The sequence below is a fragment of the Telluria sp. LT2P80 genome (genome assembly GCF_059685955.1).
In genome coordinates, this window is record NZ_JCASIO010000006.1 from 25,265 (window position 1) to 44,625 (window position 19,361).

The window sequence follows — 19,361 nt, forward strand, 5'->3', positions numbered from 1 at the left end:
AATTTTGCAGACATGGCCCGCGCTGAGCGCGGGCCGGGGAAGACGAGACGAACGACTCAGACGTTGACGCCGAACGAACGGGCCAGAGGACCCAGACCGCCCTTGAAGCCCTGGCCGACGGCGCGGAATTTCCATTCGCTGCCGTGGCGGTAGAGTTCACCGAAGATCATCGCGGTTTCGGTCGAGCTGTCTTCGGACAGGTCGTAGCGCGCGATCTCGGTTTCGCCGGCGGCGTTCAGGCAGCGGATGTACGCCTTGCTGACCTGGCCAAAGCTCTGGCGGCGCGTTTCGGCATCGTGGATGGTGACGCAGAACGAGATCTTGTCGATGTCGGCCGGCACGCGGTTCAGTTCAACGGCGATCTTTTCGTCGTCGCCCTCGCCCTGGCCGGTGGTGTTGTCGCCTGCGTGGACCACAGAACCGTCGGTCGACTTCAGGTTGTTGTAGAAGATGAAGTCGGTATCGCCGCGCACTTTGGCGTCGGTCTTGAGCAGGAAGGCGCTGCCGTCCAGATCGAAAGCGGAACCGTCGGTCGAGCGGGGATCCCAGCCCAGGCCGATGATGACCTTGGTGAGGCCCGGTGCTTCCTTGCTCAGGTTGACGTTGCCGCCTTTTTGCAGACTGATTGCCATACGAACTCCTTGTTCCGTTGAGGGTTGACTGGCCGCCGGTGGACTGGCGAACCTCGGGGATGGTTCCGCCAATATAGGCGGTAAGCGATCAATTGTACATGGGGCTATGGCGCGCGGATTTCAACCGTTTTTCATAGGAGGATGTACGTACTTGCGGCGATAAAAGGCACGCCCGCCAGCCGGCATCGTGTTCTGGAGGATCAGGCAAAGACCGGCCAGCTTCCGGCAACGGCGCGGGCGGCGCGGCTCACATACTGGTGGCTCTCTCCAACCAACAAGGAATCACCATCATGACCACCATTGCTCTCGTTACCGGCGCCAGCCGCGGCCTCGGACGCAACACCGCACTGCACATCGCCCGCCGTGGCGGCGACGTGATCGTCACCTACCAAAGCCGCCAAGCCGAGGCCCAGAAAGTGGTCGACGAAATCCGCGCTTTGGGCCGCCAGGCGCTGGCGCTGCAGCTCGACGTGGGCGACGTCGCCAGCTTTCCCGCGTTTGCCGCCAGCCTGCGCGCGGCGCTGGCAGAAATCTGGGGGCGCGAACAGTTCGACCATCTCGTCAACAATGCGGGCCACGGCGCCATGGCACCCATCGCCGACACCACCGAGGCGCAATTCGACCACCTGGTCGGCGTCCACTTCAAGGGCGTGTTCTTCCTGACCCAGGCGCTGCTGCCGCTGCTGGCCGATGGTGGGCGCATCGTGAACCTGTCGTCCGGTCTCACCCGTTTCGCGCTCCCGGGCTTTGGTGCGTATGCGGCCGTCAAGGGCGCGGTCGAGATCCTGAGCCTCTATCTCGCCAAGGAACTGGGCGGGCGCGGCATCGCGGTCAATACCGTGGCGCCCGGTGCGATCGAGACGGATTTCCTGGGTGGCGCCGTGCGCGACACGCCGGACCTGAACGGTGTGTTTGCCGGCATGACGGCGCTGGGCCGGGTGGGGGTGCCGGACGATATCGGGCCGATGATTGCCAGCTTGCTCGGGCAGGACAATCGCTGGATCAACGGCCAGCGCATCGAAGTCTCGGGCGGGCAGGCGATTTGAGGGCTTGAGCTCAAGCCGCGTGCAGGCGCTCGTGCGCGGCGCTCACGTCGCGCACCGGCGGCAGTCCGAACATGCGTCCGTACTCGCGCGTGAATTGCTGCACGCTTTCATAGCCGACCGCGTGGGCGGCCGTGCTGGCGTTGACGCCGTCGGCGAGCATCAGGCGACGTGCCTCGATCAGGCGCAGCTGCTTCTGGAACTGCAGCGGCGTGAGCGACGTCACCGCGCGAAAGTGCTGGTGGAACGAGGAGGGACTCATGCCGGCCAGGCCGGCCAGCTGCTCCACCGGGAGCCGGCGGGCATAGTCGGTGCGCAGCAGCGCGACGGCGCGCGCCACACGCCGCACGTGACTGTCGGGCAGGCCAAGGCGCCGCACCGCCGCGCCGTGGCGGCCGGCCAGCAGCCAGTAATGGAATTCACGTATCAGCGATGCCTGCAGCACCGGCAGTGCGGCGGGCCGCTCGATCAATCCCATCAGGCGCAGGGCGGTGTCCGTCAGGTGTGCATCGGTCGGCGCGCTGCGCACCGGCGCGCCGGTGGTGTCGTCGATCGTCGCCATGTCGGTGGCCAGATCGGCAATCACGGCCGGATTGAGGTCGAGCACCAGTGAACAATAGGGCGTCGCGCTGCTGGCCTGCGTGATCTGGCTGAGGGTGGGCACGTCGGCCATGATCAGGAGAGAATCGCCCGCATGGAACGTCAGCGTTTGCCCGCCCGTGCTGACCTGTTTGCTGCCTTGCAGGACCAGGCAGGCCAGCGGGCGGGCGATCTGGCTGGTCAAAGCGCTGCGCTCGTTCACGCGGATCGCGACCAGGCCGGCGATCGGCGTGGGCGCGATGCCGTCGCGGTCGGCCTGGAGGGCTGCGTAGCGCAGGACGCGGGCGAGAAGTGGCGTGTGCATGCGCCAAGTGTAGCGCGACGAACCCGCGTCAGGCAGCTTTTCCGAGCGATGCATCGGCGTCGTTGCCCGCCTGCGCGCTGTCGTGCGGCCGCGCTTCACGCGTGAGCTGCACGGTCTGCACTGGCAAGGCCAGCGCCACGTCCTGCGCCTGCAGCAGCGCCACGATGCGCAGGTAGATCTCCTGCTGGATATCCATGTAGATCGTGTAGTCGGTATTGTCGACGTAGTACACGACTTCATAGTTGAAGCTCGGCGCGGCCAGGCCGCTCAGGTGGGCGCGGTCGAAACGCACCTGCGGCTGGGCGCGCACGATCTCTTCCAGCAGTGCCGGCAGCGCGCGCAGGATCGGTTCGGGCGTGCGGTGCGACACGCCGAACCCGAACACGACACGGCGCGACGCCATCCGGCGCAGGTTCTGGATGCGGCTCTTGAGCAGGTCGTTATTCGAAAACACGATCTGCTCGCCGCCCAGGCTGCGCACGCGGGTGGTCTTCAGGCCGATCTTCTCGACCGTGCCGAGCATCTTGTCGACGATGATGAAGTCGCCCACGACGAACGGTTTGTCGAGCACGATCGAGAGCGACGCGAACAGGTCGCCCAGGATGCTCTGCACTGCCAGTGCGATGGCGATACCGCCGATACCCAGGCTGGCGACGAGCGTGGTGATGTTCACGCCCAGGTTGTCGAGCACCATCAGCGCGACGATTGCCCACAGCGCGACGCGCACCAGGAAGGTGATCGCGGCCGACGAGGTGACACGGTCCGGGTCTTCGCTGCTGCGCTGCGCGCGCGTGACGCGCAGCCAGGTGCGCAGGCCCGTATCGCCCCACAGCGCGACCTGGATCAGCAGCGCCGTGATCGCGAAGCGGCCGATGAACAGGTCCGCCTTCGCGGGCAGGGTCAGCAGGCTGGCGCCGACATACAGGCCGACGAAGCCCAGCACCACCAGCTTCGTCGAGCGCAGCGTGGCGGCGGCGATGTCGTGCAGGAGCGTGTGCGTACCCGCTTCGGTCCGCGCGCCCCCCGCACCCAGGCGCCGCGCGACGATCGACTTGAACGCGTCCAGGCCGATGGTCACGGCCACCATAGCTGCCAGGGCAATCAGCCAGTCGGCCACGGGATTGGCAAGGATGATGTAGTTCATGTCAGGCCGCGGCGCGTTCTTCGATCGGTTGTTCGGCGCCCGGCGCTGGCAATGCCGCCAGTGCGGCCAGGAAGTCGTCGCCCCAGCGTGTCACGTCATGACCGCGCACGATCGCCGCCATGCGCCCGGCGCGGTACGCCACCTCGTCGGCGCCCATCGTCAGCGCGTCGTACAGCGTGGCGCTCATCGCGTTGGCGTCGTACGGATTGACCAGCAGCGCGCCGTGCAGCTCGACGGCGGCGCCGGCGAACTCGGACAGCACGAGCGTGCCGGGCCGGCCCGTCGCATGGCGCGTGGCAACGTATTCCTTGGCCACCAGGTTCAGGCCATCGCGCAGCGGCGTGATCCAGGCGATGTCGCAGGCGGCGTAGTGGGCCACCACCTGCTCGAACGGCAGGCTGCGGTAGAAGTAGCGCACCGGCACCCAGTCCATCGTGGAGAAGCGCCCGTTGATGCGCCCGACGATGCGGTCCAGGTCTTCGCGCAGGCTGTCGTAGATGTCCATGCCGCTGGCGGCCGGCGTGATGATGTTCAGCAGCGTGACCTTGCCCAGCAATTCCGGGTGCTGTTCGAGCATGCGTTCATAGGCCTGCAGCTTTTCCAGCGAGCCTTTCACATAATCGAGGCGCTCGATCGAGACGATGCCGGTCTTGCCGTCCAGGTAGGCGTCAATCTCCGCGATCTGCTGCTGTACGGCGTCGGTTTGCACCAGCGCGTCGATCAGGTCCGTGTTGGTGCCGACCGGATGGGCGCCCAGCGCGACCTGGCGGCCGCCTACTTCGAGCGCGGTGGTCATGTGATCCACGCCCAGCGCGCAGCCGAAGGTCAGGAAGCGCGGCGCGCAGCCCACACCGTCGACGATCTGCACCGGCGCGCACGAACGGGCGGCGTCGACGAAGTTCTCGACGTAGCGCGGGATGTGAAAGCCCACGTAGTCGCACTGCAGCAGGCTGCCGATGATGTCGCGCCGCCATGGCAGGATATTGAAGACGTCGCTCGACGGGAATGCCGTGTGGTGGAAGAACGCGATCTTCAGGTCGGGGCGCAGCGGGCGCAGGAAGGCCGGCACCATCCACAGGTTGTAGTCGTGGATCCAGGCGGTGGCGCCGTACGCCGCTTCGCGCGCGGTCTGCTCGGCGAACAGGCGGTTGATCTCGAGGTAGCGTTCCCAGTGGTCCTGGCGGAACACGGCTTTATCAGGGAACGAAAAGATGATCGGCCAGAACGCCTCCTTCGAGAACTTCTTGTAGAACTGGTCGATGTCGTCCGGCGTGAGTGCGATGCGGGCCGCTTTCAGGTGCGGATAGCGCGCCGCATCGACCGCGACGTGCGGGACGAAGCCGGCCGGGTTGCGGCTGTTCTGCTGCGACCACGCGACCCACGAACCCTTGCGCCCGCCAGCGAAAAAGCTCAATAGCGTGGGCATGATGCCGTTCGGGCTTTTCGGGCGCCGCGCACAGGTCACGCCATCTTCGACCACTTCGTCGTAGGGCAGGCGGTGATACACCATCACCAGTTCGGCGTCGCCGCAGGCTGGAGCGGGGGCAGGGCTGTCGTCGCCATCGAAGCGCAGGCCATGGCGGCTCAGGGCTTCGAGGATGCCGCCGCAGCCGGCGGCGTCGGCCACCACCACGCGCGGCGACTTGCGCACGGCTTCGATCAGCGCCGGTTCGGCGGCGCCCACGACCACGCCGCGAAAGCCCGCCTCGAACATCGACAAGTCATTCAGTGTGTCGCCCGCCACCAAAATATGGGCCGGATCGAACCCGGCCACTTCAGCCAGACGGCGCACGGCGGCGCCCTTGCCGACACCGCGCGGCAGCACGTCCAGGTATTGCCCGGCCGAGAACAGCAGATCGCAGCCGAGTGCATCGACCGCAGCGCGCAGTTCTGGCGTGATCGCGGACTCGGTCGCATAGAACGAGCAGCGTCGCTCCTGCGGCACGAGCTGGCGCACCAGTTGCGGGAAGCCGCTCAGCGCGCGCAGCACTTCATGGGTGCCGGGCCAGGTGGCGGCGATCTCGTGCGCGAGCGGCTCGACCGGGCGCAGGTCGGCGTCGACAATCGTCGCGCCGACGTCGGCAATGATGTAATGGGGGCGCGGGACGGTCGGATCGCTCAGCAGCGGAATGACGGTTTCCAGGCCGCGGCCAGTGACGAAGACCAGCTTGGCGCCAGGCAGGGCGCCGGAAAACAGTTCACGGATGCGGCGCCGTGCTTCATGGGTGCCAGCCAGCAGCGTGCCGTCGAGATCGGTAGCGAGGACCAGGCGTGAAGGGTCGAGCAGGCGGGGCCAGCGTTGGGTATCAATGACAGTCATGTTGTACATCCTTGCAGCAATGCGTCCGCCAGCAGACCAGGGGTGGACTGACGGTGCAGGTCGGGGCCCGCGAAGTCGCCGGGGAGGCGCGCGGACCGTGGGAAAGGCGGATGGCGCGAAGCGCGTTTTGTTGTACGAAGAAGTGCGCGTTCGACAGGGCCGGGGCCGCCAGGCGGAGGAGGGCGGGCAGCGCCGGCATGGGTGCCGGAAATCACGTGCGCCAGGTGCACACGACGAAGCCCGTCCTCGAAATACATTTGTACAATAACATTTTGTTGCATCTGGCACAACCGGCGATTTGCCAATGCTGCTGGCCTGGCGTGGAATCAAAATTCTGCTGGAAAGTTGAATCGCCGAAAAAAGCTATTGCAAAAGTTCCAGCATGCCTCGTATAATTCGGCTCCCCGGGCGGTTAGTTCAGTTGGTTAGAATACTTGGTCGACATCCAAGGGGTCGCAGGTTCGAATCCTGCACCGCCCACCAGAAATTCAAGTCGCAGGCTCCCAGCAATGGTTGATGCCTGTAGAGACAAGGCGCACGACGCTGTGCCTGTCTGTGCCGTTCAGCTCGAACGGATTCTTCATTCTCCAGATACTGCGAAAAGCGCAACAGGACCGGTCTCGATGCCGATTTTTCCTGTTGCGCCGTTGCCGTTTGCGCGCTATACTAGCCGGCTTCGGTACGGGTGCGTCTTTTATTGCCCGTATTATTTAGTAGTTCAACTACCCCCGCCCAATCGTAGGTGGGAATGGAGAAAAAATGAGCTTGGGCCTTCTCGGTCGCAAGGTTGGCATGATGCGTATCTTCACGGACGAGGGTGATTCAATCCCTGTCACCGTGCTGGATGTGTCGAACAACCGTGTCGCACAAATCAAAACCCCTGAAACTGATGGCTACACCGCAGTTCAGGTCGTCTACGGTCAACGTCGTGCTTCGCGCGTGACGAAAGCCGCTGCCGGTCACTACGCCAAAGCTGGCGTCGAAGCCGGTACGATGCTGAAAGAATTCCGCATCGATTCCACCAAAGCCGCCGAACTCAAAGCCGGTGACACCATCGATGCTTCGCTGTTCGAAGTGGGCCAGAAAATCGACGTGCAAGGCACCTCGATCGGTAAAGGCTACGCCGGTACCATCAAGCGTCACAACTTCGCATCGGGCCGTGCTACCCACGGTAACTCGCGTTCGCACAATGTTCCTGGCTCGATCGGTATGGCCCAGGATCCAGGCCGCGTGTTCCCAGGCAAGCGCATGACCGGTCACATGGGCGACGTCACCGTCACCACCCAGAACCTGGAAGTTGCTCGCATCGACACCGAACGTCAGCTGCTGCTGATCAAAGGTGCCGTACCTGGCGCGAAGAACGGCCAAGTGGTCGTCAAGCCTGCTGTTAAAACCAAACTCAAGAAAGGAGCGTAAGCCATGGAACTGAAGCTCCTGAATGAGCAAGGTCAAGACGGCGCCAATGTTGCAGCCGCCGATGAAGTGTTCGGTCGTGAATACAACGAAGCCCTGATTCACCAAGTCGTCGTCGCCTACGCTGCTAACGCACGTGGCGGTAACCGCAAGCAGAAAGATCGTGAAGAAGTCCACCACACGACCAAGAAGCCATGGCGCCAAAAAGGTACCGGCCGCGCTCGTGCTGGTATGTCGTCGTCGCCACTGTGGCGCGGCGGTGGTCGTATCTTCCCGAACAGCCCAGAAGAAAACTTCACGCACAAAGTTAACAAGAAGATGTTCCGCGCAGGTATCTGCTCGATCTTCTCGCAACTGGCCCGCGAAGGCCGTCTGAGTGTCGTCGAGAACCTGTCGATCGAAGCACCAAAGACCAAGCTGCTGTCGCAGAAACTGCTGGGCATGGGTCTGGACTCGGTCCTGGTGATCACCGATACCATCGATGAAAACCTCGAGCTGGCATCGCGCAATCTGCCGCACGTTCTGGTCGTTGAGCCTAAGCACGCTGACCCGATGTCGCTGGTGTTCTACAAGAAAATCCTGGTCACGAAAGCTGCTCTGGCCAAGATCGAGGAGATGTACGCATGAGCGCCGCAATCAAATTTAGCGAAGAGCGCCTGATGAAGGTGCTGCTGGCTCCGATCATTTCCGAGAAGGCTACCTTCGTCGCGGAAAAGAACGAGCAGATCGTGTTCAAGGTCATGCCTGACGCGACCAAGCCAGAAATCAAGGCTGCTGTCGAACTGCTGTTCAAAGTCGAGGTCGAATCGGTCCAGACGTTGAACCGTGAAGGCAAGCAGAAGCGTTCGGGCCGTTTCAACGGTCGTCGCAACCACACCAAGCGTGCTTTCGTGTGCCTGAAGCCAGGCCAGGAAATCAATTTTGTCGAGGAGGCTAAATAATGGCACTCGTTAAGATGAAGCCAACCTCCCCAGGCCGTCGCGGCATGGTGAAAGTTGTGACTGAAGGCCTGTACAAAGGTCGTCCGTTCGCAGCCCTGGTTGAAAAGAAATCGAAAACTGCCGGCCGTAACAACAACGGTCACATCACCACCCGTCACATGGGCGGCGGTCACAAGCAGCATTACCGTCTGGTCGACTTCAAGCGCCAGAAGGACGGCATCCCTGCCAAGGTCGAGCGTATCGAATACGATCCAAACCGTACCGCGCACATTGCACTGCTGTGCTACGCGGACGGTGAGCGTCAGTATGTCATCGCCACCAAGAACATGGCTGTCGGCGATAGCATCATGAATGGCTCGGAAGCGCCGATCAAGGCCGGTAACTGCCTGCCGATCCGCAACATCCCAGTCGGTACCATCATGAACTGCGTCGAAATGCTGCCAGGTAAGGGTGCCCAGATGGCCCGTACCGCCGGCGCCGGCGTCGTGCTGATGGCACGTGAAGGCACCTACGCTCAGGTCCGCCTGCGCTCGGGTGAAGTCCGTCGCGTGCACATCGAGTGCCGCGCTACCATTGGCGAAGTCGGCAATGCCGAACACAGCCTGCGCAAGATCGGTAAAGCTGGCGCGATGCGCTGGCGTGGTGTTCGTCCAACCGTTCGCGGTGTGGTCATGAACCCTGTCGATCACCCGCACGGTGGTGGTGAAGGTAAAACTGCAGCCGGTCGTCACCCAGTGTCCCCATGGGGCCAGCAGACCAAGGGTAAGAAGACGCGTTCGAACAAGCGTACTTCGTCGATGATCGTTTCGCGCCGCGGCAAGAAATAAGGATAAAAAATGACTCGTTCATTGAAAAAAGGGCCGTTTATTGACGCCCACCTGGTGAAAAAAGTCGAAGCCGCGCAAGCGAACAAAGACAAAAAGCCAGTCAAAACCTGGTCGCGCCGCTCGACGATCTCCCCAGACTTCATCGGTCTGACGATCGCTGTTCACAACGGCAAGCTGCACGTTCCTGTGTATGTGTCGGAGAACATGGTCGGCCACAAGCTCGGCGAGTTCGCGCTGACCCGTACGTTCAAGGGCCACGCCGCTGACAAGAAGGCGAAAAAATAATGGAAACTAAAGCTATCCTCAAAGGCGTGCGCCTGTCGGAACAAAAAGGCCGCCTGGTGGCCGATCTGATCCGCGGCAAGAAAGTTGACGCAGCACTCAACATTCTGCAATTCAGCCCAAAAAAGGGCGCGACGATCATCAAGAAGGTTCTCGAGTCGGCGATCGCCAACGCGGAACACAATGATGGCGCGGACATCGACGAACTGAAAATCGTTCAGATCTATGTCGAAAAGGGCCCGATCCTGAAGCGTTTTACGGCACGTGCAAAAGGCCGCGGCGATCGTATTTCTAAACAATCCTGTCACATTTACGTGACTGTCGGTAACTAAGGAGTCACAGAATGGGTCAGAAAATCCACCCTACCGGCTTCCGCCTGGCGGTCACCCGTAACTGGTCGTCGCGTTGGTATGCTGGTAACGGCAACTTCGCAGCCATGCTGCTGGAAGACCTGGAAGCACGCGCTTTCCTGAAAAAGAAGCTGAAGAATGCTTCGGTCGGTCGCATCGTCATCGAGCGTCCTGCCAAGAACGCGCGTTTCACCATTTACTCGTCGCGTCCTGGTGTCGTGATCGGTAAAAAAGGCGAAGACATCGAAGTGCTGAAGTCGTCGCTGGCGAAGATCATGGGCGTGCCAGTGCACGTCAATATCGAAGAGATCCGCAAGCCTGAGATCGATTCGCAGCTGATCGCCGATTCGATCTCGCAGCAGCTCGAAAAGCGCATCATGTTCCGTCGTGCAATGAAGCGCGCGATGCAAAATGCAATGCGTCTGGGCGCTGTCGGCATCAAGATCATGTCGTCGGGTCGTCTGAACGGCATCGAAATCGCACGTACCGAATGGTACCGCGAAGGTCGCGTGCCACTTCACACCCTGCGCGCCGATATCGACTACGGCACCAGCGAAGCATCGACCACGTACGGCATCATCGGCGTCAAGGTCTGGGTCTACAAGGGCGACCGTTCGGTCACCGGCGAAGCACCAGTCATCGACACCCCGCCGGACGACAAGAAGCCACGCGGCCCACGTCGTGACGATGGCAAGCCATCGCGCGGCCCACGCCCAGCAGGCGGCGCACGTCCAGCCGCAGCGCCAGTTGTCCGCGCTCGTCCAGCTGTCAAGCTGGCGACCCCGGCTGCCGCTGCACCTGCTGCTGCCCCAGCTGAGAAAGCAGGAGAATAAGCATGCTGCAACCATCGCGCAGGAAGTATCGTAAAGAGCAGAAAGGCCGTAACACCGGCATTTCGCACACCCGCGGCACCGCGGTCTCGTTCGGTGAATTCGGTCTGAAGGCAGTTGCCCGCGGCCGTATCACTGCACGTCAGATCGAAGCGGCACGTCGTGCCATGACCCGTCACATCAAGCGTGGCGGTCGTATCTGGATCCGTATCTTCCCGGACAAGCCGATTTCGAACAAGCCAGCTGAAGTTCGTATGGGTAACGGTAAAGGTAACCCAGAATACTACGTCGCTGAAATCCAGCCAGGCAAAGTCCTGTATGAGATGGACGGCGTTGATGAAACCCTGGCGCGCGAAGCATTCCGCCTGGCCGCTGCCAAACTGCCACTGGCTACCACGTTCGTGGTTCGCCAGGTCGGTCAATAACAGGAGTTGTATATGAAAGCATCGGAACTCCGCGGCAAGGACCAGGACGCGCTGCAGAAGGAGCTGAACGAGCTGCTCAAGGCCCAATTCGGTCTGCGCATGCAAGTCGCCACCCAGCAGCTCGGGAATACCTCGCAGCTCAAGAAAGTACGTCGCGATATCGCGCGTGTGAAGACTGTGATGAACACGAAGGAAGCCAAATGAACGACACCACTAAAACGGCGCTGAAGCGTACGCTGGTCGGTAAAGTCGTGTCCGACAAAATGGACAAGACGGTAACCGTACTGATCGAACGTCACGTCAAGCATCCGCTGTACGGCAAGATCATCGTGCGCTCGAACAAGTATCACGCGCACGACGAAGCGAATGAAGCGAAAATTGGCGACACCGTCGAGATCGCAGAAGGTCGCCCGATCTCGAAGACGAAAGCCTGGACGGTCACCCAGGTGCTGTTGGTAGCACCAGTCCTCTAAGCTTTAAAAATTGTCTTGCGTGGCCCGCTGGTATCTGAGATACTAGCGGGCTTCGTTCATGTGTTGCCGCAGTTTGTCCCCCTCGGCAAGTGCGGCCTGTAACGAAAGCGTTATTGGAAAGTCCAATCACCCAATCGTGGTGCTCCAGCAGGGGCGTTACGGCGGGACCAAGACTGACCGCAGGCCCACAAATTGTGGGGTTTCTTCGGCTTAAGTTGGGAAAGAAAATACTATGATTCAAACCGAAAGCCGGCTCGAAGTAGCCGACAACACGGGTGCAAAGGAAGTTCTGTGCATCAAGGTGTTGGGCGGCTCGAAGCGCCGTTACGCGAGCATTGGCGACATCATCAAGGTCACCGTTAAAGTCGCAGCCCCACGTGGCCGCGTCAAAAAAGGTGAAATTTACAATGCCGTGGTTGTGCGCACCGCAAAAGGTGTGCGTCGCCCGGATGGTTCCCTGGTCAAGTTCGACGGCAATGCCGCTGTCCTGCTGAACGCCAAGCTGGAGCCAATCGGTACCCGTATCTTCGGACCAGTGACGCGCGAGCTGCGCACTGAAAAGTTCATGAAGATCGTGTCGCTGGCACCTGAAGTTCTGTAAGGATACGACATGGATAAGATTCGTAAAAACGACGAAGTCATCGTTCTGGCCGGGAAAGACAAGGGCAAGCGCGGTGTCGTTCAACAGCGTGTAGACGCTGAACACGTCATCGTCGAAGGCGTCAACGTCGCTAAAAAAGCGACCAAGCCTAACCCGATGACCGGTGTTACTGGTGGTATCGTCGACAAGACAATGCCGATTCACGTGTCGAATGTCGCGCTGTTCAACGCAGCGACCGGCAAGGCAGATCGCGTTGGCTTCAAAGACCAGGACGGCAAAAAAGTCCGCGTCTTCAAGTCGAGCGGCGAAGTAGTGAAGGGGTAAGAATAAATGGCCCGTCTCCAAGCAATTTACAAAGAAAAAGTCGTCGCCGAGCTGACCGAGAAATTCGGTTACAAGTCGGTGATGGAAGTGCCACGTCTGACCAAGATCACCCTGAACATGGGTCTGTCGGAAGCAGTCGCTGACAAGAAGATCATCGAGCACGCCACTGGCGACCTGACGAAGATCGCCGGCCAGAAGCCAGTGATCACCAAGGCACGCAAGGCAATCGCTGGTTTCAAAATCCGCGAAGGCTACCCGATCGGCACGATGGTGACCCTGCGCGGCGCCCGCATGTACGAATTCCTGGACCGCTTCATCACCGTGGCTCTGCCGCGCGTGCGTGACTTCCGCGGTGTCAATGGTAAATCGTTCGATGGTCGCGGCAACTACAACATCGGTGTCAAGGAACAGATCATCTTCCCAGAGATCGACTACGACAAGATCGATGCACTGCGTGGCATGAACATCTCGATCACCACGACTGCTAAGACCGACGAAGAAGCCAAAGCGCTGCTCGCCGCCTTCAAATTCCCGTTCAGGAACTAAGAGCAATGGCAAAACTTTCACTGATTAACCGCGAAAAGAAGCGTGCAGACCTGGTGGAGAAATTCGCCCCGAAGCGTGCCGCTCTTAAAGCGATCATCGACGACCAGTCGAAGACGGAAGAAGAACGCTACGAAGCGCGTCTGAAGCTGCAGGCTCTGCCGCGCAATTCGGCACCGACCCGTCAGCGTAACCGCTGCGCCATCACTGGCCGTCCACGTGGCACTTTCCGTAAATTCGGTCTGGCACGTACTAAACTCCGCGAATTCGCCATGAAGGGCGAAATTCCTGGTATGACCAAAGCAAGCTGGTAATAGGAGAATATGCAATGAGTATGAGCGATCCTATCGCCGATATGCTGACCCGCATTCGCAACGCACAAGTTGTTCAGAAAACCACGGTCGCAATGCCGTCGTCAAAAGTCAAGGTTGCTATTGCCAACGTCCTGAAGGACGAGGGTTACATTGAGGATTTCGCTGTCACCTCCGAAGGTGGTAAAGCGGAACTGAAAATCGGTTTGAAGTATTACACTGGCCGTCCGGTCATCGAGCGCCTTGAGCGTGTTTCCCGTCCTGGCCTGCGTATCTACAAAGGTAAAGACGAGATCCCAACCGTCATGAACGGCCTGGGCGTGGCAATCGTGTCGACCCCGCAAGGCGTCATGACTGATCGCAAAGCGCGCGCTACCGGTGTCGGTGGCGAAGTGATTTGCTACGTGGCTTAAGGAGTAGACGATGTCTCGAGTAGCTAAGATGCCTATCGCCGTCCCTGCCGGTGCCGAAGTCGCGATCAACGCGTCGTCGATCACCGTCAAGGGCCCGCTGGGCTCCCTGACCCAGGCCCTGAACGGCCTGGTCAAAGTGGAAAACAACAATGGCACGCTGACCTTCGACGTAGTCGATGATTCGCGTGAATCGAACGCCATGTCCGGCACCCTGCGTGCTCTGGTCAACAACATGGTAACCGGCGTGACCAAGGGCTTCGAGAAGAAGCTGAACCTGGTCGGCGTGGGCTACAAGGCAGCAGTGCAGGGCAACGCCCTGAACCTGTCGCTGGGCTTTTCGCACCCGGTGCTGCATGCAATGCCGGAAGGCGTTACTGCAGCAACTCCGACCCCGACCGAGATCCTGATCAAGGGTATCGATCGTCAAAAGGTCGGCCAGGTTGCCGCTGAAGTTCGCGCTTACCGCTCGCCTGAGCCTTACAAAGGCAAGGGTGTCCGTTATTCGGACGAAGTGGTGAAGCTTAAAGAAACCAAGAAGAAATAATCGGAGCTGACATGGACAAGAAAGAATCACGTCTGCGTCGTGGACGTCAGACCCGCATCAAGATCTCGCAGCTGGGCGTGAACCGTTTGTCGGTTCACCGCACCAACCTGCATATCTATGCGAACCTGATCAGCCCGGACGCAAAAGTACTGGTGTCGGCTTCGACTCTGGAAGCTGAAGTGCGCGCCGAGCTGGCAGGTCAGACTGGCGCCGGCGGCAACGCTGCAGCAGCCGCTCTGGTCGGCAAGCGCGTCGCAGAAAAAGCACTGAAAGCAGGAATCACCGAAGTCGCGTTCGATCGCTCCGGTTTCCGTTACCACGGTCGGGTGAAGGCGCTGGCGGAAGCCGCGCGTGAAGCCGGTCTGAAGTTCTAAGGAAGAATCGTCATGGCAAAAATGCAAGCGAAAATGGCAAGCGACAAGCCGGATGATGGCATGCGCGAGAAAATGATCGCGATCAACCGCGTGACCAAAGTGGTCAAGGGTGGTCGTATCATGGGTTTTGCAGCGCTGACCGTTGTCGGTGACGGCGATGGCCGCATCGGCATGGGCAAAGGCAAGTCGAAGGAAGTTCCAGTCGGCGTGCAAAAAGCGATGGAAGAAGCCCGCCGCAACCTGATCAAGGTGCCACTCAAGAACGGTACCCTGCATCACACCGTGTCCGGTCGTCACGGCGCCTCGCGCGTCATGATGATGCCAGCTAAGCCTGGTACCGGCGTGATCGCTGGTGGCGCAATGCGCGCTATCTTCGAAGTGATGGGCGTGACGGACGTGGTCGCTAAATCGACCGGCTCGTCGAATCCATACAACCTGGTGCGCGCAACTCTCGACGGTCTGTCGAAAATGAGCACTGCTTCCGACATCGCCGCCAAGCGTGGCAAGTCGGTCGAAGACATCCTGGGTTAAGGGGAAATCACATGGCTAACACCGTTAAAGTTCAGCTCGTCAAGGGCCTGATCGGTACCCGTCAGGATCACCGTGCCACCGTGCGCGGTCTGGGTCTGCGTCGCGTCAACTCGGTCTCCGAGTTGCAAGACACCCCGTCCGTGCGTGGCATGATCAACAAAGTATCGTACCTCGTGAAAGTGGTTTCGTAAGCCCTCGGGCTTGCGAACGGAGAAATCAATGGAACTCAATACCATTCAACCAGCTGACGGCGCCAAGCACTACAAGCGTCGCGTCGGCCGCGGTATCGGCTCCGGCATCGGCAAAACTGCCGGCCGTGGTCACAAGGGTCAAAAGTCGCGTTCGGGCGGCTTCCACAAAGTCGGCTTCGAAGGCGGTCAAATGCCTCTGCAGCGTCGTCTGCCAAAGCGTGGTTTCAAATCGCTGAACGCAACGTTCAAGGCTGAAGTGCGTCTGTCCGATCTGAACAACCTGGCCGTCGGCGAAGTCGACATCCTGGTGCTCAAAGCGGCTGGCGTTCTGTCGGTTCTGGCACGTGACGTGCGCGTCATCCTGTCCGGCGAGATCACCAAAGCGGTGAACCTCAAAGGCCTGAAAGTGAGCGCCGGCGCTAAAGCGGCAATCGAAGCAGCTGGCGGCTCGGTCGCGTAAAGCGATCGCTGCCTGATCGGAGCAAAAATTGGCGACTAATTCACAACTTGGTAAAAGCGCCGCTTCCGGATTCCCATGGGCCCGGCTGTGGTTTTTGCTTGGCGCGTTGGTCGTGTACCGCATCGGTGCTCATATTCCGGTCCCCGGAATTGACCCGGTGCAGCTCGCTGCGCTGTTCAAGCAGAACGAAGGCGGCATCCTGGGCATGTTCAACATGTTCTCGGGTGGCGCCTTGTCCCGCTTTACCGTGTTCGCGCTCGGCATCATGCCTTATATTTCGGCTTCGATCATCATGCAGCTCGCATCGATCGTTTCGCCGCAACTCGAGGCGTTGAAGAAAGAGGGCGAGTCCGGCCGCCGCAAGATTACCCAGTACACCCGTTACTTCACGGTTGCGCTGGCACTCTTCCAGGCGTTCGGTATCGCTGTCGCGCTCGAAGCGCAGCCTGGCCTGGTCATTGACCCTGGTCTCGGCTTCCGTTTCGTCACCATCGTGACCCTCTTGACCGGCACCATGTTCCTGATGTGGCTGGGCGAGCAAATTACCGAGCGTGGTCTTGGCAATGGCATTTCGATCATCATCTTTGCCGGCATCGCAGCAGGTTTACCGTCGGCGCTGGGTGGCTTGTTCACCCTGGTGTCGAACGGTTCGATCGGCAGCTTCTCGGCCATCCTGATCGTTCTGCTGATCGCTGCGGTGACGTATGCGGTGGTGTTCGTGGAACGCGGACAGCGCAAGATTCTGGTTAATTACGCGAAACGCCAGGTCGGCAACAAGATCTACGGTGGCCAAACCAGCCACCTGCCCTTGAAGCTGAACATGGCAGGCGTGATCCCGCCGATCTTCGCGTCGTCGATCATTCTGTTCCCGGCGACGATTGTCGACTGGTTCACCCGTGGCAAGGATTCCAGCGGCCCGGTGATCGGGTTCCTGAAGGATCTGGCGGCGTCGATGGCGCCGGGCGAACCAATCCACGCGTTGCTGTATGCGGTGGCGATCGTGTTCTTCTGCTTCTTCTATACCGCGCTGGTATTTAACAGCAAGGAAACGGCGGACAACTTGAAGAAAAGTGGCGCGTTTGTACCGGGCATCCGTCCGGGTGATCAGACCGCTCGCTATATCGACAAGATCCTGATGCGCCTGACCCTGGCTGGTGCTGTCTACATCACCCTGGTGTGCCTGGTGCCGGAGTTCATGACCGCCCAGTGGAAGGTTCCCTTCTACTTCGGTGGCACGTCGCTCCTGATCATCGTTGTGGTGACGATGGACTTCATGGCACAAGTACAGAACTACGTCATGTCGCAGCAATATGATTCACTGCTGCGCAAGGCGAACTTCAAGGGTGGCGTCCCGACGCGATAAGTAGTCGGGTGCATGGCGCGAATGGCAGAAGACGATGTCATCCGAATGCAAGGGGAGGGTCGAAAGACTCTCCCAAACGCGACGTTCCGCGTGAAGCTGGAAAACGAAATGTGAGCCTGGGGTCGATCTCGGGTAGAATGCGTGTTCGCTTCTGCCCGCGTGACCCGGTAATGGTGAAGTTGACCCCGTTATCGAGGTCCCGGGCCCGCATCGTATTCGGCACCAAGTAAAAACACATCATCAAGTAAACGAACCGAAGAGAGTGCAAAATGAAAGTTAACGCTTCAGTCAAGCGGATCTGCCGCAACTGCAAGATCATCAAGCGCAAGGGCGTGGTCCGTGTGATCTGCGTCGAGCCGCGTCACAAGCAGCGTCAAGGTTAATTTCGAGGAATAACGAATGGCACGTATTGCAGGGGTTAACATCCCAAATCATCAGCACACTGTTATCGGCCTGACGGCGATCTACGGTGTTGGCCGTCCGCGTTCGCAGAAAATCTGCGACGCAACCGGTATCGCGACCACCAAAAAAGTCAAGGACCTGGACGATAATGAACTCGAGAAGCTGCGTGACGAAGTCGCGAAGTTTGTCGTGGAAGGCGATCTTCGCCGCGAACTGTCCATGAACATCAAGCGTCTGATGGACTTGGGCTGCTACCGCGGCATGCGTCACCGTAAGGGCCTGCCGGTCCGCGGTCAGCGTACCCGCACCAACGCGCGTACCCGTAAGGGCCCGCGTAAGGCAGCTCAATCGCTCAAGAAATAATCTAGGAACCGACTATGGCCAAGCAACAAAGCAGCGCGGCAGCAGCGCGCGTCCGCAAGAAAGTCAAGAAGAACGTTGCCGAGGGCATCGCCCACGTGCACGCGTCCTTCAACAACACGATCATCACGATCACCGATCGTCAGGGCAATGCTCTGTCGTGGGCAACTTCCGGCGGCGCCGGCTTCAAGGGTTCGCGCAAATCGACCCCGTTCGCAGCGCAGGTTGCTGCCGAAGCTGCTGGCAAGGTCGCTCAGGAATCGGGCGTGAAGAATCTGGAAGTGCGTATCAAGGGCCCAGGCCCAGGCCGTGAATCGGCTGTGCGCGCACTGAACAACCTCGGCATCAAGATCACCGAGATCCAGGACGTCACCCCAGTTCCACACAACGGTTGCCGTCCACCAAAGCGTCGCCGTATCTAAGTTGCAGGGGAGGGCGGTTCGCCGCCAGCCCATGTACTTGGTAATCGATGCTCGGGGCGCATAGCCCCGTTGTGTTTTCAAGAAAAGCCGGTGCAGTTGCCCGTAAATGGGATATACTGCCCGGCTCTTGTCGCCTGCTGCTCTAGCGGTGGGTGATGCAAGCCACGTCCGGCCTGACTTTCCAGAGCTGGACTAGCGCCTGGGTGCTTCTGCACTCTGGGGCGTGATCAATTATTAAAGGAATCTAACGTGGCACGTTATATCGGACCAAAAGCAAAACTGTCGCGCCGTGAAGGCACTGACCTGTTCCTCAAGAGCGCACGTCGCTCGCTCGACTCGAAGTGCAAACTGGACATCAAGCCAGGCCAGCACGGTGTCAAGTCGGGTGCCCGCACCTCGGACTACGGCAACCAACTGCGCGAAAAGCAAAAAGTCAAGCGCATGTACGGCATCCTGGAACGCCAGTTCCGTCGCTACTTCGCAGAAGCTTCGCGTCGCAAGGGTAACACCGGCGAAACGCTGCTGAAGCTGCTGGAAGCGCGTCTGGACAACGTGACGTACCGCATGGGTTTCGGTTCGACCCGCGCTGAAGCACGTCAGCTGGTCAGCCACAAAGCCTTCACCGTCAACGGTCAGGTCGTGAACATCGCTTCGTACCAAGTCAAGACCGGCGACGTCGTCGCTGTTCGTGAAAAGGCCAAGAAGCAAGTACGTATCGCTGAAGCCCTGTCGCTGGCTGAGCAAATCGGTTTCCCAAGCTGGGTGTCGGTCGATGCCAAGAAGCTGGAAGGCACCTTCCGTTCGTTCCCAGAGCGTAACGAAATCGCTGCTGACGTCAACGAAGCGCTGATCGTCGAACTGTACTCGCGTTAATCGACCGTGTCAGAGCCGGCTTTGCCGGCTCCCAGCGGTCGACCCCGCGCAGGCGGGGATCCAAG

At 60.1% G+C, this 19,361-nt stretch carries 30 protein-coding genes, 1 tRNA gene and 1 pseudogene; 28 read left to right on the forward strand and 4 right to left on the reverse strand.

Annotated features, from left to right (window positions below; genetic code table 11):
* Positions 1-56: 56 nt before the first annotated feature.
* Positions 57-632, reverse strand: a complete 576-nt coding sequence (locus AC56LW_RS15935; protein WP_332530672.1) for a TerD family protein — start codon at positions 630-632, stop codon at positions 57-59.
* A 290-nt stretch (positions 633-922) separates the two neighbouring features.
* Here AC56LW_RS15935 and AC56LW_RS15940 point away from each other — a divergent pair, with 290 nt between their 5' ends.
* A complete protein-coding gene (locus AC56LW_RS15940; protein ID WP_499635948.1) occupies positions 923-1,678 on the forward strand; it encodes an SDR family oxidoreductase in 756 nt (251 codons plus the stop codon).
* A 10-nt stretch (positions 1,679-1,688) separates the two neighbouring features.
* On the opposite strand, the gene AC56LW_RS15945 is transcribed toward AC56LW_RS15940, so the two are convergent.
* The 3 genes from AC56LW_RS15945 to ggpS are packed head-to-tail and all read right to left on the reverse strand — an operon-like array spanning position 1,689 to position 6,043.
* Positions 1,689-2,633 (reverse strand): AraC family transcriptional regulator, encoded by a 945-nt coding sequence (locus AC56LW_RS15945; protein ID WP_499635951.1) that lies wholly within the window; start codon positions 2,631-2,633, stop codon positions 1,689-1,691.
* Positions 2,608-3,723, reverse strand: a complete 1,116-nt coding sequence (locus AC56LW_RS15950) for a mechanosensitive ion channel family protein (RefSeq protein ID WP_499635954.1) — start codon at positions 3,721-3,723, stop codon at positions 2,608-2,610. Before AC56LW_RS15950 ends, AC56LW_RS15945 begins: the two co-directional genes overlap by 26 nt.
* Before the next feature lies 1 nt (position 3,724).
* The gene (ggpS, locus tag AC56LW_RS15955; protein ID WP_499635957.1) at positions 3,725-6,043 is read right to left on the reverse strand and encodes a glucosylglycerol-phosphate synthase; all 2,319 of its coding nucleotides are present in this window, start codon (positions 6,041-6,043) and stop codon (positions 3,725-3,727) included.
* A gap of 406 nt (positions 6,044-6,449) precedes the next feature.
* Here ggpS and AC56LW_RS15960 point away from each other — a divergent pair.
* From AC56LW_RS15960 to rpsD, 27 genes and pseudogenes are all read left to right on the forward strand, one after another.
* Positions 6,450-6,526 (forward strand) — tRNA-Val (locus AC56LW_RS15960).
* Positions 6,527-6,802: 276 nt separating this feature from the next.
* Positions 6,803-7,459 (forward strand): 50S ribosomal protein L3, encoded by a 657-nt coding sequence (rplC, locus tag AC56LW_RS15965; protein ID WP_183554268.1) that lies wholly within the window; start codon positions 6,803-6,805, stop codon positions 7,457-7,459.
* A 3-nt stretch (positions 7,460-7,462) separates the two neighbouring features.
* Positions 7,463-8,083 carry a 50S ribosomal protein L4 gene (gene rplD / locus AC56LW_RS15970; protein ID WP_183554266.1) on the forward strand — a complete coding sequence of 207 codons (621 nt, stop codon included), beginning with the start codon at positions 7,463-7,465 and terminating at the stop codon, positions 8,081-8,083.
* Complete coding sequence (rplW, locus tag AC56LW_RS15975) at positions 8,080-8,397, forward strand: 50S ribosomal protein L23 (RefSeq protein WP_183554264.1); 318 nt, start codon at positions 8,080-8,082, stop codon at positions 8,395-8,397. The genes rplD and rplW overlap by 4 nt, the downstream gene beginning before the upstream one ends.
* Complete coding sequence (gene rplB, locus AC56LW_RS15980; RefSeq protein ID WP_183554262.1) at positions 8,397-9,224, forward strand: 50S ribosomal protein L2; 828 nt, start codon at positions 8,397-8,399, stop codon at positions 9,222-9,224. Before rplW ends, rplB begins: the two co-directional genes overlap by 1 nt.
* 9 nt (positions 9,225-9,233) lie before the next feature.
* Positions 9,234-9,509 carry a 30S ribosomal protein S19 gene (rpsS, locus tag AC56LW_RS15985; RefSeq protein ID WP_119811777.1) on the forward strand — a complete coding sequence of 92 codons (276 nt, stop codon included), beginning with the start codon at positions 9,234-9,236 and terminating at the stop codon, positions 9,507-9,509.
* A complete protein-coding gene (rplV, locus tag AC56LW_RS15990; protein ID WP_183555278.1) occupies positions 9,506-9,838 on the forward strand; it encodes a 50S ribosomal protein L22 in 333 nt (110 codons plus the stop codon). Before rpsS ends, rplV begins: the two co-directional genes overlap by 4 nt.
* Positions 9,839-9,849: 11 nt before the next feature.
* A complete protein-coding gene (rpsC, locus tag AC56LW_RS15995; protein WP_332530667.1) occupies positions 9,850-10,689 on the forward strand; it encodes a 30S ribosomal protein S3 in 840 nt (279 codons plus the stop codon).
* A 2-nt stretch (positions 10,690-10,691) separates the two neighbouring features.
* Positions 10,692-11,111 carry a 50S ribosomal protein L16 gene (gene rplP / locus AC56LW_RS16000; protein ID WP_145653055.1) on the forward strand — a complete coding sequence of 140 codons (420 nt, stop codon included), beginning with the start codon at positions 10,692-10,694 and terminating at the stop codon, positions 11,109-11,111.
* Between the two features lie 12 nt (positions 11,112-11,123).
* Positions 11,124-11,315, forward strand: coding sequence for a 50S ribosomal protein L29 (gene rpmC, locus AC56LW_RS16005; RefSeq protein ID WP_183554257.1), 192 nt, complete (start codon positions 11,124-11,126; stop codon positions 11,313-11,315).
* Entirely contained in the window at positions 11,312-11,584 is a 273-nt protein-coding gene (rpsQ, locus tag AC56LW_RS16010; RefSeq protein WP_183554240.1) for a 30S ribosomal protein S17, read from the forward strand. Before rpmC ends, rpsQ begins: the two co-directional genes overlap by 4 nt.
* A 232-nt stretch (positions 11,585-11,816) precedes the next feature.
* Positions 11,817-12,185, forward strand: a complete 369-nt coding sequence (rplN, locus tag AC56LW_RS16015) for a 50S ribosomal protein L14 (protein WP_183554239.1) — start codon at positions 11,817-11,819, stop codon at positions 12,183-12,185.
* Positions 12,186-12,194: 9 nt separating this feature from the next.
* On the forward strand, positions 12,195-12,509 hold the full coding sequence (gene rplX, locus AC56LW_RS16020) for a 50S ribosomal protein L24 (RefSeq protein ID WP_171085179.1): 315 nt from the start codon (positions 12,195-12,197) through the stop codon (positions 12,507-12,509).
* Between the two features lie 6 nt (positions 12,510-12,515).
* Positions 12,516-13,055, forward strand: a complete 540-nt coding sequence (gene rplE / locus AC56LW_RS16025; RefSeq protein ID WP_123069942.1) for a 50S ribosomal protein L5 — start codon at positions 12,516-12,518, stop codon at positions 13,053-13,055.
* 5 nt (positions 13,056-13,060) lie between these two features.
* Positions 13,061-13,366, forward strand: coding sequence for a 30S ribosomal protein S14 (gene rpsN / locus AC56LW_RS16030; RefSeq protein ID WP_332530666.1), 306 nt, complete (start codon positions 13,061-13,063; stop codon positions 13,364-13,366).
* Positions 13,367-13,380: 14 nt separating this feature from the next.
* Positions 13,381-13,776: a 30S ribosomal protein S8 gene (rpsH, locus tag AC56LW_RS16035; protein ID WP_183554237.1), complete on the forward strand. Its 396-nt coding sequence runs from the start codon at positions 13,381-13,383 to the stop codon at positions 13,774-13,776.
* Between the two features lie 10 nt (positions 13,777-13,786).
* Positions 13,787-14,320, forward strand: a complete 534-nt coding sequence (gene rplF, locus AC56LW_RS16040; protein WP_183554236.1) for a 50S ribosomal protein L6 — start codon at positions 13,787-13,789, stop codon at positions 14,318-14,320.
* An 11-nt stretch (positions 14,321-14,331) separates the two neighbouring features.
* A complete protein-coding gene (rplR, locus tag AC56LW_RS16045; RefSeq protein WP_183554234.1) occupies positions 14,332-14,694 on the forward strand; it encodes a 50S ribosomal protein L18 in 363 nt (120 codons plus the stop codon).
* Between the two features lie 12 nt (positions 14,695-14,706).
* Positions 14,707-15,225 carry a 30S ribosomal protein S5 gene (gene rpsE / locus AC56LW_RS16050; RefSeq protein WP_183554232.1) on the forward strand — a complete coding sequence of 173 codons (519 nt, stop codon included), beginning with the start codon at positions 14,707-14,709 and terminating at the stop codon, positions 15,223-15,225.
* Positions 15,226-15,236: 11 nt separating this feature from the next.
* Positions 15,237-15,416 carry a 50S ribosomal protein L30 gene (rpmD, locus tag AC56LW_RS16055; RefSeq protein ID WP_123069947.1) on the forward strand — a complete coding sequence of 60 codons (180 nt, stop codon included), beginning with the start codon at positions 15,237-15,239 and terminating at the stop codon, positions 15,414-15,416.
* A 28-nt stretch (positions 15,417-15,444) separates the two neighbouring features.
* Positions 15,445-15,876: a 50S ribosomal protein L15 gene (rplO, locus tag AC56LW_RS16060; protein ID WP_183554230.1), complete on the forward strand. Its 432-nt coding sequence runs from the start codon at positions 15,445-15,447 to the stop codon at positions 15,874-15,876.
* Positions 15,877-15,904: 28 nt separating this feature from the next.
* A complete protein-coding gene (secY, locus tag AC56LW_RS16065; protein WP_183554228.1) occupies positions 15,905-17,239 on the forward strand; it encodes a preprotein translocase subunit SecY in 1,335 nt (444 codons plus the stop codon).
* 21 nt (positions 17,240-17,260) lie between these two features.
* Positions 17,261-17,469: pseudogene (locus AC56LW_RS16070) on the forward strand (S1 domain-containing protein).
* 39 nt (positions 17,470-17,508) lie between these two features.
* The gene (gene rpmJ / locus AC56LW_RS16075) at positions 17,509-17,622 is read left to right on the forward strand and encodes a 50S ribosomal protein L36 (protein ID WP_005663407.1); all 114 of its coding nucleotides are present in this window, start codon (positions 17,509-17,511) and stop codon (positions 17,620-17,622) included.
* A 16-nt stretch (positions 17,623-17,638) separates the two neighbouring features.
* On the forward strand, positions 17,639-18,004 hold the full coding sequence (gene rpsM, locus AC56LW_RS16080; protein ID WP_183554226.1) for a 30S ribosomal protein S13: 366 nt from the start codon (positions 17,639-17,641) through the stop codon (positions 18,002-18,004).
* A gap of 14 nt (positions 18,005-18,018) precedes the next feature.
* Positions 18,019-18,423, forward strand: coding sequence for a 30S ribosomal protein S11 (rpsK, locus tag AC56LW_RS16085; protein ID WP_005663404.1), 405 nt, complete (start codon positions 18,019-18,021; stop codon positions 18,421-18,423).
* Between the two features lie 249 nt (positions 18,424-18,672).
* Positions 18,673-19,296 (forward strand): 30S ribosomal protein S4, encoded by a 624-nt coding sequence (gene rpsD, locus AC56LW_RS16090; protein ID WP_183554224.1) that lies wholly within the window; start codon positions 18,673-18,675, stop codon positions 19,294-19,296.
* The last annotated feature ends 65 nt before the right edge of the window (positions 19,297-19,361 follow it).